This is a genomic window from Paraburkholderia monticola, from assembly GCF_001580545.1.
GTDB lineage: Bacteria > Pseudomonadota > Gammaproteobacteria > Burkholderiales > Burkholderiaceae > Paraburkholderia > Paraburkholderia monticola.
Window position 1 is genome coordinate 101,511 of sequence record NZ_LRBG01000036.1, and the last position, 13,112, is coordinate 114,622.

Below are 13,112 nucleotides of genomic sequence, written 5' to 3' on the forward strand. Positions count from 1 at the left end.
ACAGGGCCGATTACATGCCTGAGTGGTTTGTGGGCGGATCTGAGAGGTCGATTTTCACGCAGCAGTCGCAACAGTGCAACGGAGCCGCTCCAAAAGCGACATGTGCAGATCTTATTTAAGTGAACACCGCGACGGCACATGATGACAACATTTCGCGCCAGCCAATTTATACCGTACGCTAGCGCACATATGCATAAACGCAGACCTCCAATTTTCCTGATGTTGGACTAGCGTTAACCTTCGGTATAGCGAACGAGTTTGTTCCCAGTTGGGGTTTTTGATAAAGGCAAAAATGCTCTGATTTTCTTTTGCAGAGCACCAGGTTTTTATATCGTAGGATTCTGCGTCTGGCGGCATTTACGTTATCAGAAACATCGGACTATGCGGTGCTATCGGAGGGTTTGTGGACGATAAGGACGCCTCTGAGTTAAGCGCTGCTGCCAAGCCATTTGTAACGAGTGACGATCATCCCACGAACGCCTTTCACGCCGGTGCCGATCGAATTGAGACATCGCTCCAAACCAGCACTGGCGCATTAGAACAAAGGACGGGGACGGAAAGCACCGACAGCCGAACCACGTTTTTTGCCGGCGTTAGTGGGAATGTAGATACGCCCTCCGGCGGTGTTGACAGAGGGATCGGAGTTTTCGTGAACAGTGCCGGGGCAGTCGGGACATATGAGTCAAGTGGTATGGCACTCGGCTACCTAGGTGCGAGCGGATGTCTAGGTGCAGGCTATAGCGAAAGCTTTGCCGGCGATTCTTTGAACTTATCTGTCAGCGCCGGAGAAGGGGTTTCAGGGGCAGTAACCATGAGCCTGAATCCAGAAACGTTGCACTTCACGGGCGTCAGCGTTTCCCTTTGTGTTTCGGTGGGCACCGTCGTAGGTGTTTCTGGGTCTTCGACGAAGACAACAACCACAGAGTCCGATGCCGCGCCTCGGATCTACCAAGATTTTCTGAATTCGGTTGGCTATCCTTCACCGTCTTTAATGCAGTCGTTGCCTTGATGAGTATACCTAAGCCTAAAACTATGGTCTTCGGAGGAATCGATGGAAACGGTGCGTTCGAATGCATGGGCGGAGAAGAAGCGTTCACTCGTTTCGCGGGGACTGATGCCCGCGGCGTTCCTCAACGCTGACAAATTATCGATAAGGCTCGCGGACTCCACATTGGAGTACGAGCCGCTCCTGTTAGCGCGCCACGCGAGCCGACTTGCCGAGCTGGTGGATAAGTGTCTCGCGCTGAGGAAAGACATTAGAGAACTCGAGGTTCTCTCCGTGAAGTCATTAACAGATTACGAGCTATTCGAAAGCACGTCGGGACTAGACGAACAACTGGAGGTTCTTCGTCTGCAAACCAATTCAAAAAACGTCGAAGCATCTGGCTTCGAAAAGGCGATAGCCATTTTCGGAGATACTAGCGTCGAAAAAGGGCTTACGGAAATATCGCGTGGCAAACAACTTGGATTGCAGGCTGATGTCGATGACTGTACGAAAATGGAGAAACTAATTACTCAGCGTTGGGCCAATCTACGGCAGTATCAGGAGGCGTATCATGCGCGTTATACAGAACCGGGGAATGCGCACAATTTCGGTCAACGGGCAGAACTCCTGCTGCGCGTACTCATCGTCCAGATGCACGAGGCTGTCGCGAGAGCGGCCGCGATCTCGTCCGGCGTTCACGTAATTTACGGCCAAGCACTCGAGGAGTTCCCCCACGAACTGACCATGCAGAGCCTAGACGATTTTGCGCTATGGGCGCTGCGCGCGCTCCGGGAACTCGGAAGGGCGGCCGATGACGAGGAATCAGCCGAGATCGTCTTGCCGCTCGTTCAGCCGTGGTTCGGGCCAAATGGCAGTCTCATTGACATGCAAACGTTCAAAGATGCGATTAGCGGCGCGAAAGGCAAGCCTATTTCACTGCCTTTCGAGATTCGCGACGATGGTATGTTAGACGCGCGGACAAGGATACGAGCTATTAGTTTGTCATTCGGTAACGAGTATAACCCCTCTTCGAGCGGTATAGACAGGAACCAGACAACTGATGCCTTTTCACGCATGTTCGTGAAGATTACAACTCCCGAGCAGATTGCCGAGGACGGCACCAGTTATCGCCGTTCCCCGGTGGTCCTAGGCAATGTATGTCTACACGCGGCGGGGAGCCCATTGGCGACAGCCGACGGGGCGACCGTCGAAAACCTTCGACCGTTCGGCAAATGGACGGTCGACGTTCATCCGCTCGCTGTCTGGAAAGATTCATCAATTAAAACGGTTAGCGCGAACCGCGATGATGAAGCCAAAATGCTAGAGGTCCGCGACTTCAAATTGACGCTACGCACCTATGTGCCGGGAAAAATCGTGCCATTGCCGAAGCTACTTCAGTCCCAGTAATTTACATCGGGAGCGAACAATGGATCGCACGCACGTCATCGAAGGTCAACCGGTTAGTTTCGAGGCCGTCACGCCAAGTCTTGTCGGATTCTTGTTTGGCACAAACGCCTATTTGTTCAACCTTACATTGGATCAAACGCAGCAGGACAAAACCAAGATCAAACAGCAAAGTGTTGCCATTCGCCTAGACACGTTTTTGCGGTGCCCGAGCTTAGAAAATTTCCATGTCGAAGTTACAGGAAGCTTTGATAAAGACGAGATATTTCGGGCACAATATGTGGACGTGAAAGATACAGGCATAAGACTTCGCGGTGCTCTCCGCCTTAGTCCAGCACTCGCGTGTCTCCTGTTGGTGGCGATTCCGGTTACTGTTGTAGCGACCTTTTATGTTTATTGGGGCTTTCTGGTTTACAACTTGACCTCGCTTGCCGAGTCAGTGCTGCCAGGCTGGAACGTTCCTGTTTGGGAAAAGAAAGTGCATTTTGTGGCGATTTTGGGTTTCTTTCTTCTTTTCGTGCTAGTGCTTCCAGCCTTGATATTTTTAAGCCGAACCGTGCTGCCCTCTTTACTTGAACCGATAGTCCGTCTGCTCGATAGAATTTCTAGCTATTATTAAAGCGCAGCGAAAGTTCTAGCTTTCGATTCTTATCGATGCACTCCTTCCGGCTGGAAGATGCTCCGAAGATCCGCCCTTGGACGCTGTAAGGAGGTATCGAAGGACCGCTTGGGGGCGTCAAGCGCATCTCACGCTTTTAAAAAATCACGCTTGATCAGAGCGTTGCTGGGACCCGACTGCGTCACGACAGTCGTTTGAATTTTTCGCTCACCCGGCAGTCCAGCCGATTCCGCGCTCTCGAATCTAGCTAAGTGCGCGCTAGTCCAACAAATTCTGTTTGCCGACAGCAACTTAGCCGCCCTGTTCCCTTTTGCTCACGGCCCTGAGCGCATTAGATTCAATAAGCGCCCGTCGCGACTCAACGTCATCACCATGGGCGCATTAGAGATCCCGGCGGCAGCAACAGTATTCTCGATCTGCCGCCGAACGGTCGCCGACCGTACGCGCCAAGCCCGCTTCATTACAAGCCGCCGGTTCAAACGATTCCTCCTACGCCAGCGGCAGGTTTTCGGCGGCATATCTCGGCGGGTGCGCCCGGCCAATTGTCACGGCTCATCAATCCCGCGATAGACGTCATCTTAATGGCTGGTCCGCCATCCACAAGCGGTCATTGCCGTCATGTCTGTGCGAGTGGCCGGAGTGGGTCGACTACGGTCCCTCGCATGCGACGATTTGCCAAAACTTTGGCGGGCACATTGGCTAGAAGAGGTGCCAACCCTATCGCACTCGGCTAGGCCTATGTGACACGCCTACTCCTGAGGCCATGATTTTCGATGCGTCCGTTGCAAAAGTCGTGTCGCCCTACGCCCGCAGATGAGACGATCAATACCGCTCGCCGTCATCGACAGGCGCGCAGGTGTTAGTCACAGTGAGCCTTCGACATCAATTCTTCACGTGCCCGCCTCATACACCCTGCAACCCCGGCAATGCCCCCCCAAAAGTCTGCACAAGCAGAACCACATTGAGCACGAGAATCGCGGCCGTGCCGAGCACGGCGACGGAAGTCATGAGGCGACTGTTCACGAACGCTCCCATGACATCGCGCCGGCTGGTGAGAACAACCAGCGCGATCATCGGCACCGGCAGAGCGAAGCTCAAGACGACCTGGCTGTAAAGCAGCGCATCCGTTGCGTTGACACCGAGCGCCACGACCGCGAAGGCCGGCGCCATCGTCACGAGGCGGCGCGCCCAAACGGGCATGCGAAAGCCTGTGAAACCCTGCATGATCATTTGTCCGGCCATCGTGCCGACCACCGAACTCGACACGCCCGAGGCCAGCAGCGACACCAGGAAGATGCCCGCCGCGCCAACGCCGAAGAGCGGGGTCAGCGTATGAAACGCGGTCTCGATCTCCGCCACCTCCTGGTGCCCGGCATGGAACGCGCCGGAGGCCACGACGATCATCGCCATGTTCACGAGGCCGGCAAGCGACAGCGTAACGATGACCTCGCGGTTCGAGAAATCCACGAGCTTGCGGCGAGCGGAGTCCGTGTCCGCCGGCGCGCGCTTTTGCGTGAGGCCAGAGTGCAGATAGATGGCATGCGGCATCACGGTGGCGCCAAGTATGGCCACCGCAACCGCGAGCGCGCCCGAATCGGCCAGATGAGGCACGAGTGAGCCGCGCGCGGCAGCCCCGAAGTCGACGGGCACGATCAGCAGTTCGGCCGCGAACGCGAGTGCAATTGCCGCGATGAGACCGCCGATGATCAGCTCGAGCGGGCGGAATCCCTGCCGTTCGGCAGCCAGGATCGCATAGGTGACGATGCCAGTCACCACCATGCTGGCAAGCAGCGGCAGATGGAACAGCAGCGACAGTCCGATCGCGGCGCCGAGGAACTCGGCGAGATCGGTGGCCATGGCCGAGATCTCGCTCACGCCCCACATCGCGTACACGACCGGCGTCGAGAAATGCTCGCGCGACAATTCGGCAAGATTGCGGTTCGTGACGATGCCAAGCCTTGCCGAGAGCGCCTGGAACAACATCGCGACGACGTTGGCGGCCACCACGACCCACAGCAGCGAATAGCCGTACTTCGCTCCCGCCTGGAGGTTGGTGACGAAGTTGCCCGGGTCCATGTAAGCGATGGAAGCCACCACGGCGGGACCGGCGAACAGCAGCAGGGATCGCGGCCCCTTGCCGCGCCCGGCAAGCACCTCGCCCATCTCAAACCTCGTCCTTGCTGTCATGCCCAATCGTGCGGCTGGCGTGCTCATGAGCATCAACCTCTGTTTGAGTCGCGTGCCGCTCGCGGTGCCGAGCGGACATGCGGTCATCATGAGGGCCGCTGCACAAAAAGAAAAATTGAACGTTCCGATCGACGCGATAAGTAAAACCGGAACGGGTCGCCCGGCGAAGCGGCTTATCCCCCCAGCGCGCCCTGCGTATTGACGTGCACCGCATAAATGGATTGCGACGACGCCATGAACAGCCGGTTACGCGCGCGACCGCCAAAACACAGATTCGCGCAGCGCTCGGGCAGGGCGATTCGGCCGATCAACTTGCCTTGCGGCGAAATCACCATGACGCCATCGAGTTCGTCATTGCCCATGCCCCAGCCGCACCACAAATTGCCGTCGATGTCCGCGCGCATTCCGTCGATCGTGCCGGCGCCCGCGTCATAGAACATTCGGCCGCGGCCGATCCGGCGGCCGTCCGATTCCATTTCATAAACGTGAATCATCCGGTTCGGTACGCCGCGCGATTCGATGATGTAGAGCAGCTTCTCGTCGGGTGAAAAGCACAGGCCGTTCGGTCCTTTCAGATCGCGAGTGATGACGCTCGCTTCGCCCGTCACGCCGTCGATCCGATACACGGAGTGCGGCAGCTCCTGTTCCGCCTTGATGCCTTCGTAGTGTCCGGCGATGCCCATCGGCGGATCGGTGAACCAGATCGAGCCGTCCGACTTCACGACCAGATCGTTGGGGGAATTGAGCCGCTTGCCTTCGAACGAATCGAGAAGGACGGTGATGCTGCCGTCGTATTCGGTGCGTGTGACGCGGCGCCCGTGCTCGCAGGTGACGAGCCGTCCCTGGCGGTCGCGGGTATTCCCGTTCGCGTAGTTCGAAGGTTTGCGGAACACGCTGACTACGCCCGTTTCCTCCTCCCATTTCAGCATCTGGTTGTTGGGGATGTCGCTCCACAGCAGGTAGCGTCCATCGCCGAACCAGACCGGACCTTCGGTCCACCGGTAGCCGGTCGCCAGGCGTTCGACAGCCGAAAAAGCCACGCGGTATCTGTCGAAGGAAGGATCCAGCGAAATGACCCGGGGATCGGGGTATCGCTCAGCTTGTTGCCACATCTGAATCTCCTGTTCGGGTGCCCAGCGGTGCCGCCTGTGCGACTGCGTGAGCCGGAGTATAACGCGAAATGAGTAAGCGCTTTCTCTTGAATCCCAGGCGGAAGTGCCATACCATGCCTGAAATTCCTGGATTTATAAAATGGCGCATCGGCCGTAGAACTTATGTAAGAAAGCGATTACCCGTCGAGCGGCTATTTTGACCGCCCGGCGCCCCATTTCTCGAAGGGCAATGTCTGATGACTGAGACGACCAGCAAGAACGTAACGGGCCCGGTGATCCGGCTGCATCCCAACGACAACGTGGTGATTGCGCGCATCGACGTCGCGATCGGTACGCCGGTTTCATCGGAAGACTTCGTTTGCCGCAGTCAGGTGGCCGCGGGCTACAAGATCGCGGCGACGTCGATCAAGCAAGGCGAGCCGGTTCGCAAATACAACGTGGTGATCGGTTTCGCGGCGACGGACATCGCACCGGGCACGATGGTCCATAGCCATAACGTCGAGTTTCGCGAGTTCGACCGGGACTATGCCTTTGGCGCGGACTACCGCCCGGTCGAGATGGTGCCCGAGGCCGCGCGCGCCACCTTCCAGGGCATCGTGCGGGAGAACGGCGAGGTCGCGACGCGCAATTACATCGGTGTGCTGTCCACGGTCAATTGCTCGGCCACGGTCGCTCATAAGATCGCCGAATGGTTTACGCCGGAACGGCTGGCGGACTATCCGAACGTGGATGGTGTGGTCGCCTTTACGCACTCGATCGGTTGCGGCATGGAAATGAGCGGCGAGCCGATGGCGCTGCTGCGCCGGACGATGGCGGGTTATGCGCGCCACCCGAATCTCGCCGCGGCGCTGATCGTCGGGCTCGGATGCGAGCGCAACCAGCTAGCCGGACTGATGGATCAGGAAGGCCTGCAGGCCGACTCGCGGCTGCACACGTTCATCATGCAGGAGAACGGCGGCACGCGCCGGACCATCGAGGCCGGCGTAGCGGCGGTCCAGGCGCTGTTACCGGCTGCCAATCGCGTCGAGCGCACGACGGTTCCCGCGAGCCACCTGAAGATCGGTTTGCAATGCGGCGGCTCGGACGGCTTCTCGTCGATCACCGCCAATCCTTCGCTCGGCGCGGCGATGGACCTGCTGGTCCGTCATGGCGGCACGGCGATCCTGTCCGAAACACCCGAAATCTACGGCGTCGAACATACGCTGACGCGGCGTGCGGTCAGCCGCGAAGTGGGCGAAAAGCTGATCGAGCGGATCCGCTGGTGGAAGGACGAGTATTCGGTCGGCCGGGACGTTCAGATCAATGGCAAGGTCAGCCCGGGCAATCAGGTGGGGGGCCTCGCGAACATCTTCGAAAAGTCGATCGGATCCGCGATGAAAGGCGGCACCGGTCCGCTGATGCAGGTGTATCGATACGCCGAGCCGGTGAAGCAACATGGACTCGTGTTCATGGACACGCCCGGTTTCGATCCCGTCTCCGCGACGGGGCAGATTGCAGGCGGCGCGAATCTGATCGCGTTCACCACGGGGCGCGGTTCGATGTTCGGCGCGAAGCCGGTGCCATCGCTGAAGCTCGCCACCAATACGCCGATGTACAGCCGTCTGACCGAAGACATGGATCTGAATTGCGGCGGGATCCTGGATGGTATTGCGTCGATTCAAAGCACGGGCCAGAAGATCTTCGATGCCATTCTTGCGGCCGCTTCCGGCGAGCGCACAAAGAGCGAGATGCTCGGACTAGGGAACCACGAATTCGTGCCGTGGCAGATCGGCATCATGAGTTGAGTCGACAGTGGCTCAACGCGTCGCGAGGGCGATCGGCCATTTACAACAACAAGCAAAGCCCTCGCCCTGTAGCGATTGAATCCAATGGTGGAGACAGCCCCTTGAGTACTCAAAGCACGGCAATACCAATCACCGACAGCGCGGCAAGCAACTCGATCTATTCGCGAGTGACCTGGCGCTTCATGCCTTTGCTGTTCGTCTGCTACGTGGTCGCCTATCTGGACCGGGTCAACGTGGGCTTCGCCAAGCTCCAGATGCTCAGCGATCTGAACTTCAGCGAGGCGATCTACGGCTTCGGCGCCGGCATCTTCTTCATCGGGTATTTCTTCTTCGAGGTGCCGAGCAACCTGCTTTTGCATCGGCTTGGCGCGCGTCGCTGGATCGCCCGGATCATGCTCACCTGGGCCGTGCTTTCGGCCGCGACGGCGTGGGTCACGACGCCTTCGATGTTTTACGTGTTGCGGTTCTTTCTGGGCGTCGCGGAAGCGGGCTTTTTCCCGGGGCTGGTGCTGTATCTGACCTATTGGTTTCCGTCGCATCGGCGCGGCAAGATGATCGCTTTCCTGATGGCGGGCAACCCGGTGGCGGGCATCGTCGGCGGCCCGATCTCGGGTTTCATCATGCAGCGCCTGGCGGGCAGCGCAGGGCTGGCCGGCTGGCAGTGGCTGTTCATTCTGGAGGCCATCCCGGCGTTGATTCTCGGCGCCGTGATTTTCTGGTTCCTCGACGATCGCGTAAAGGACGCAAAGTGGCTGTCGGTCGAAGACCGCGATTTCATCGCGGCGGAAATCGATGCGGAAGCGCGCACCAAGAGTCACGGGTCCATACGCGAAGTCTTCACGTCGCTCAAAGTGTGGACCTTGTGCGCGATTCTGTTCGGCATCGTGATGGGCTCTTATGCCGTCGGCTTCTGGCAGCCGACCATCATCAAGAGCTCCGGTATCACGGACCCGTTCACCATCGGCCTGCTCACGGTCGTGCCGTATCTTGCCGCCTTGATTCTGATGACGATGGTCGGCCGCAGCGCGGACCGCATGCGTGAGCGACGCTGGCACGTGGTGGTGCCGCAATGCATGGCGGCCGCGGGTTTCGTGACGTGCGCCTACGCGGGCAACAATACCTATATCGCGATGCTTGGTCTGACGCTTGCCGCTTCGGGCGTGATCACGGCGTTACCGATGTTCTGGGCGCTGCCTACGTCCTTTCTTGGCGGCACCGGTGCGGCCGCCGGCATTGCCTTGATCAATTCGACGGGCAATCTCGCGGGCTTCGCGAGTCCTGCGCTCGTCGGCTGGCTAAAGACGCTCACCCATTCACTTGATTCGAGCCTGTTCCTGATTGCGGGGTCGCTGATGGTCTCCGCCTGTCTGATCCTGACCCAGCTTCCCGCGAAGCTCGTCAATAAGTAGCGCCCGTGTGACATCCGAGCGACAAGCCGGGCCACAAGATTCGGCGTCCTCTATTCAATGGAGTCGAGACAAATGAAGACTGGGAAGTATCGCTACGTCATCGCCTTGCTGCTATTCATCGCGGGCGCGATCAACTACATGGACCGCGCGGCGCTCGGCGTAGTCGCGCCTGTCCTCAACAAGGAGCTGGATCTTTCACCATCGCAACTCGGTGTGGTATTCAGCAGCTTTTTCTTCGGCTATTCCATTTTCGCGTTCGTCGGCGGTCAGCTCGCCGACCGGTACGGTCCGCGCAGGGTGTTTTCGTGGGCGATGGGGACATGGTCCGTCCTCTGCGGGTTGACCGCGGCCGCGACGGGCTTCGGCACGCTGCTGATATCGAGGGCGCTGTTCGGTTTCGGCGAAGGTCCGATGAATTCGACGACCAACCGGACCATCACCAACTGGTTCCCCCGGCATGAAACCGCGACGATGGTCGGCTTTACGTTTTCGGGCCAGACGGTAGGCAGCGCGATTGCTGGCCCGGTGGTGGGACTGATCGCCATTGCGTATGGCTGGCGCACGTCGTTTGTGATCATCGCGGCGTTCGGACTGGTGTGGATCGTCGCCTGGCGTTTGTTCGCGACCGACAAGCCGGCGCAAAGCGCGTGGGTCGGCGCCGCCGAACGCGAGATGGTCGAAGCGAGCCGAAACGCGGCGCATCCTGCGGAAGGCGGCAACGAAAACACGCCGCTGCGCAGCTATCTGTTTCGTCCAAGCACGCTCGCACTCGGCGTCGGCCTGTTCGCGGTGAACTACACGCTGTTCGTGTTCATCTCGTGGATGCCGAGCTATTTCACCAACGCGCTGCATCTCGACATGAAGCAGATGAGCTTTCTGAGTGCCGTGCCATGGGCATGCGGCGGGATCGGATACTTCGGCGGCGGCCTCGTCGCCGATGCGTATTTCAAGCGCATGAGCAACAAGCTGCTCGCGCGCAAGATCTCGGCGATCGTGCCGCTCGCGCTGTCGGGTCTCGCTCTCGTGGGCGTCAGCCTCGTCGATTCCGTGACGCCCGCCGTGCTGCTCGTCGCGTTCGCCGTGCTGTTCCTGACGGCCTCTTCGCAAGCGTGCTGGGCCATCATGCATGAACTGGTGCCGGGCAGGCATCTCGGCGGCGTAAGCGGCTTCGTTCACCTGCTGAGCAACATCTCAGGCATCGTCGGTCCGACCATGATGGGTCTGGCGGTTCAGTACTTTGGCGGCTACAGCAGCGGCTTCATGCTCGGCGCGGCGGTCGATCTGATCGGCGTGCTGGCCATGTTGCTGGTCATCGGCCGGCGCGCGCCGGCCGAGACTGTCGGGACGCCCACCACCGCCGCATAGTGGGGCCGCACGTGCGGTCACGTGAGCATCGTTACTTTTTCGGGTCGAACTACTGCTATGAAAAGCGTCAAGCTCGAGGCTGAACAAACCGGTTATCAGGCACGTGCGCGCATCGTTTCGGTGGCGGCGCGCACCATCCGCGTGCCGCTCGATCGCCACACGGCGTTCTCGACCCGTCTCGTCGCCGCCCGCGACTTCACGGTCGTGCGCGTCACGACCGCGGATGATCACTACGGCATCGGCTTTTGCTACGGTGGCAACCGGGCCGGCATGCTGGTCACCTATGCGGTGCGCGAACTGTTTGCGCCGCTGTTGCTCGGGCGCTCCGCGCTCGACGTCGAAGGCTCGTGGCGCGCGATGTACGACGAATCCTTGCTGCAAGGACGCGCGGGCTCGGTGATGCGGGCGCTGTCCATCATCGACATCGCGTTGTGGGACCGCAATGCACGCGCGACGGGCCTGCCGTTGAGCCGCTATCTCGGTGGCACCTACAACGCCACGGTACCGGCCTATGCCAGCGGCGGTTACTACCTCGAAGGCAAGAGCCCTGAGCATCTCGGCGAGGAGATGGCGGCTTACGTCGCGCTGGGCTTTCGCGCCGTGAAGATGAAAGTGGGGCGGCTCGATCCACGCGGCGAGGAAGCGCGCATCAGGGCGGCGCGAGAAGCGATCGGCGACGACGTGCTGCTGATGCTCGATGCCAACAACGCCTGGTCCGACGTTCCCACCGCGCTCGAATACCTGCGCCGGTACGAGCCGTACAACCCGTACTGGATAGAAGAGCCCTTCAGTCCCGATGACATCGAAAGCCATGCGCAACTGAGTCGGCGCACGCCGGTGAACGTGGCGACCGGAGAGATCGAAGCGGGGCGCTGGCGCCATCAGGCGCTGCTCGACAAGCGCGCGGCCACGATCCTTCAGTCGGACGCGGCGGTATGCGGCGGAATCAGCGAGTGGCGACGAATCGCGGCGTCGGCCGCTGCCGTGGGTGTCACGATGTGTCCGCACTGGTTCCACGATCTGCACGTGCATCTGGTGGCGTCGACACCCAACGCGCGCTATGTCGAATTTTTCCCTGACGATCAGGTGCTGAACTTCCGTCGGCTGGTGGATCGGCAACTGTCGTTCGCGGATGGCGAGCTGGTCGTGCCGACCCGTCCCGGCCTCGGCTTCGACTTCGATGAAGCCGCGCTCGACGAATACGCGCTGGACGACTGGGCGTGACATCGAAGCGATAAGCGGCGCAAAGAAGAAACGCCGGTTGCAAATGCAACCGGCGCTTCTTTGCGCAAGACATCAGGCGATCACTTCCAGCCCCGGCATCGAGAAGCCGATGTCGCGCAGCGCGCTGGCGAGTGCATCGCGTTGCGCCGGCGTCAGATCGACGAGAGGCGGACGCACGACGCCCCACTCGGGTTCGTTCGAATACACGCCGATCGCTGCCTTGAGCGCGGGGATCATCGGGAACCTGGCGAACACCGCACGCGTCGCATCGAGCGCTGCCTGACGGGCATCGGCGTCGGCCGATTGCCAGTTGCGATACAACTGCACGATCGCCGCCGGATTGACGTTGCCGGTCGCCGTGATACAGCCGACCCCTCCCGCCCGCATGGTGGCCAGCAAGAAAGTTTCACTGCCGGCGAACACATCGAAGCCCTGCGGCTGGAAGCGTTCGAGCATCGCCTGGGTGTTGCTCCAGTCGCCCGAACTGTCCTTCACCCCGGCGATCACGCCCGGGAAAGCCGCGAGCAGCCGCTCGATCAGCGCGAGGCTGATCGGCACCTGCGACACCGGCGGGATGTGATACAGGTAAATGCGCAGTGCGTCCGAACCCACCCGCTCGATGATCTGCGCATAGCTGCGGAACAGGCCTTCATCGGTGACGCCCTTGTAGAAGAACGGCGGCAGCATCAGCACATGGTTTGCCCCGAGCGAAAGCGCATGGCGCGTCAGCTCGACCGTGTCGGTCAGTGCCGAGCAGCCGGTGCCGGGCATCAGACGATCGACCGGAATCTCCGAGCTCACCAGCGTGTCGAGCAGTGTCATTTTCTCGCTGACTGCGAGCGAATTGGCTTCCGAGTTGGTGCCGAACACGGCGAGCCCGACGTCCTGCTCGATCAGCCATCGGCAATGACGGATATAGCGCTCGTGATCGGGAAGAAGGTCGCTGGTGAACGGCGTGACCACGGGCGAGTAGACGCCGCGGGGCCGGTTGACTGAAGTCATCGCGTGTTCCTTGTGATGGAG

At 59.9% G+C, this 13,112-nt stretch carries 10 protein-coding genes; 7 read left to right on the forward strand and 3 right to left on the reverse strand.

Annotation, left to right across the window (positions count from 1 at the left end):
• Nucleotides 1-403: 403 nt before the first annotated feature.
• From CI15_RS36665 to CI15_RS23555, 3 genes are read left to right on the forward strand one after another with little or no spacing between them, the layout of a single operon-like run.
• On the forward strand, nt 404-1,009 hold the full coding sequence (locus CI15_RS36665) for a hypothetical protein (RefSeq protein ID WP_153041174.1): 606 nt from the start codon (nt 404-406) through the stop codon (nt 1,007-1,009).
• A 42-nt stretch (nt 1,010-1,051) separates the two neighbouring features.
• Nucleotides 1,052-2,392 carry a hypothetical protein gene (locus tag CI15_RS23550; protein WP_062131921.1) on the forward strand — a complete coding sequence of 447 codons (1,341 nt, stop codon included), beginning with the start codon at nt 1,052-1,054 and terminating at the stop codon, nt 2,390-2,392.
• Between the two features lie 19 nt (nt 2,393-2,411).
• Nucleotides 2,412-3,008, forward strand: a complete 597-nt coding sequence (locus CI15_RS23555; protein ID WP_062131923.1) for a hypothetical protein — start codon at nt 2,412-2,414, stop codon at nt 3,006-3,008.
• A 903-nt stretch (nt 3,009-3,911) separates the two neighbouring features.
• Here the strand turns inward: CI15_RS23555 and CI15_RS23560 are convergent.
• The gene (locus tag CI15_RS23560) at nt 3,912-5,222 is read right to left on the reverse strand and encodes an Nramp family divalent metal transporter (protein WP_062132148.1); all 1,311 of its coding nucleotides are present in this window, start codon (nt 5,220-5,222) and stop codon (nt 3,912-3,914) included.
• Nucleotides 5,223-5,368: 146 nt separating this feature from the next.
• Entirely contained in the window at nt 5,369-6,307 is a 939-nt protein-coding gene (locus CI15_RS23565; protein WP_062131926.1) for an SMP-30/gluconolactonase/LRE family protein, read from the reverse strand.
• Between the two features lie 236 nt (nt 6,308-6,543).
• On the opposite strand from CI15_RS23565, the gene CI15_RS23570 reads away from it, so the two are divergent.
• From CI15_RS23570 to CI15_RS23585, 4 genes are all read left to right on the forward strand, one after another.
• Nucleotides 6,544-8,091 (forward strand): UxaA family hydrolase, encoded by a 1,548-nt coding sequence (locus CI15_RS23570; RefSeq protein WP_062131929.1) that lies wholly within the window; start codon nt 6,544-6,546, stop codon nt 8,089-8,091.
• Between the two features lie 101 nt (nt 8,092-8,192).
• The gene (locus CI15_RS23575) at nt 8,193-9,500 is read left to right on the forward strand and encodes an MFS transporter (RefSeq protein WP_062131932.1); all 1,308 of its coding nucleotides are present in this window, start codon (nt 8,193-8,195) and stop codon (nt 9,498-9,500) included.
• A 72-nt stretch (nt 9,501-9,572) separates the two neighbouring features.
• Nucleotides 9,573-10,865, forward strand: coding sequence for an MFS transporter (locus CI15_RS23580; protein WP_062131935.1), 1,293 nt, complete (start codon nt 9,573-9,575; stop codon nt 10,863-10,865).
• A 57-nt stretch (nt 10,866-10,922) separates the two neighbouring features.
• Complete coding sequence (locus CI15_RS23585; protein WP_082814275.1) at nt 10,923-12,089, forward strand: mandelate racemase/muconate lactonizing enzyme family protein; 1,167 nt, start codon at nt 10,923-10,925, stop codon at nt 12,087-12,089.
• A gap of 72 nt (nt 12,090-12,161) precedes the next feature.
• On the opposite strand, the gene CI15_RS23590 is transcribed toward CI15_RS23585, so the two are convergent.
• Nucleotides 12,162-13,091, reverse strand: a complete 930-nt coding sequence (locus CI15_RS23590; protein WP_062131938.1) for a dihydrodipicolinate synthase family protein — start codon at nt 13,089-13,091, stop codon at nt 12,162-12,164.
• Between the last annotated feature and the right edge of the window lie 21 nt (nt 13,092-13,112).

Coding starts and splice junctions, on each gene's coding strand:
- CI15_RS23550 (WP_062131921.1), top strand. CDS start 1,052: ATGGAAACGGTGCGTTCGAATGCATGGGCGGAGAAGAAGCGTTCACTC.
- CI15_RS23555 (WP_062131923.1), top strand. CDS start 2,412: ATGGATCGCACGCACGTCATCGAAGGTCAACCGGTTAGTTTCGAGGCC.
- CI15_RS23560 (WP_062132148.1), bottom strand. CDS start 5,222: ATGAGCACGCCAGCCGCACGATTGGGCATGACAGCAAGGACGAGGTTT.
- CI15_RS23565 (WP_062131926.1), bottom strand. CDS start 6,307: ATGTGGCAACAAGCTGAGCGATACCCCGATCCCCGGGTCATTTCGCTG.
- CI15_RS23570 (WP_062131929.1), top strand. CDS start 6,544: ATGACTGAGACGACCAGCAAGAACGTAACGGGCCCGGTGATCCGGCTG.
- CI15_RS23580 (WP_062131935.1), top strand. CDS start 9,573: ATGAAGACTGGGAAGTATCGCTACGTCATCGCCTTGCTGCTATTCATC.
- CI15_RS23585 (WP_082814275.1), top strand. CDS start 10,923: ATGAAAAGCGTCAAGCTCGAGGCTGAACAAACCGGTTATCAGGCACGT.
- CI15_RS23590 (WP_062131938.1), bottom strand. CDS start 13,091: ATGACTTCAGTCAACCGGCCCCGCGGCGTCTACTCGCCCGTGGTCACG.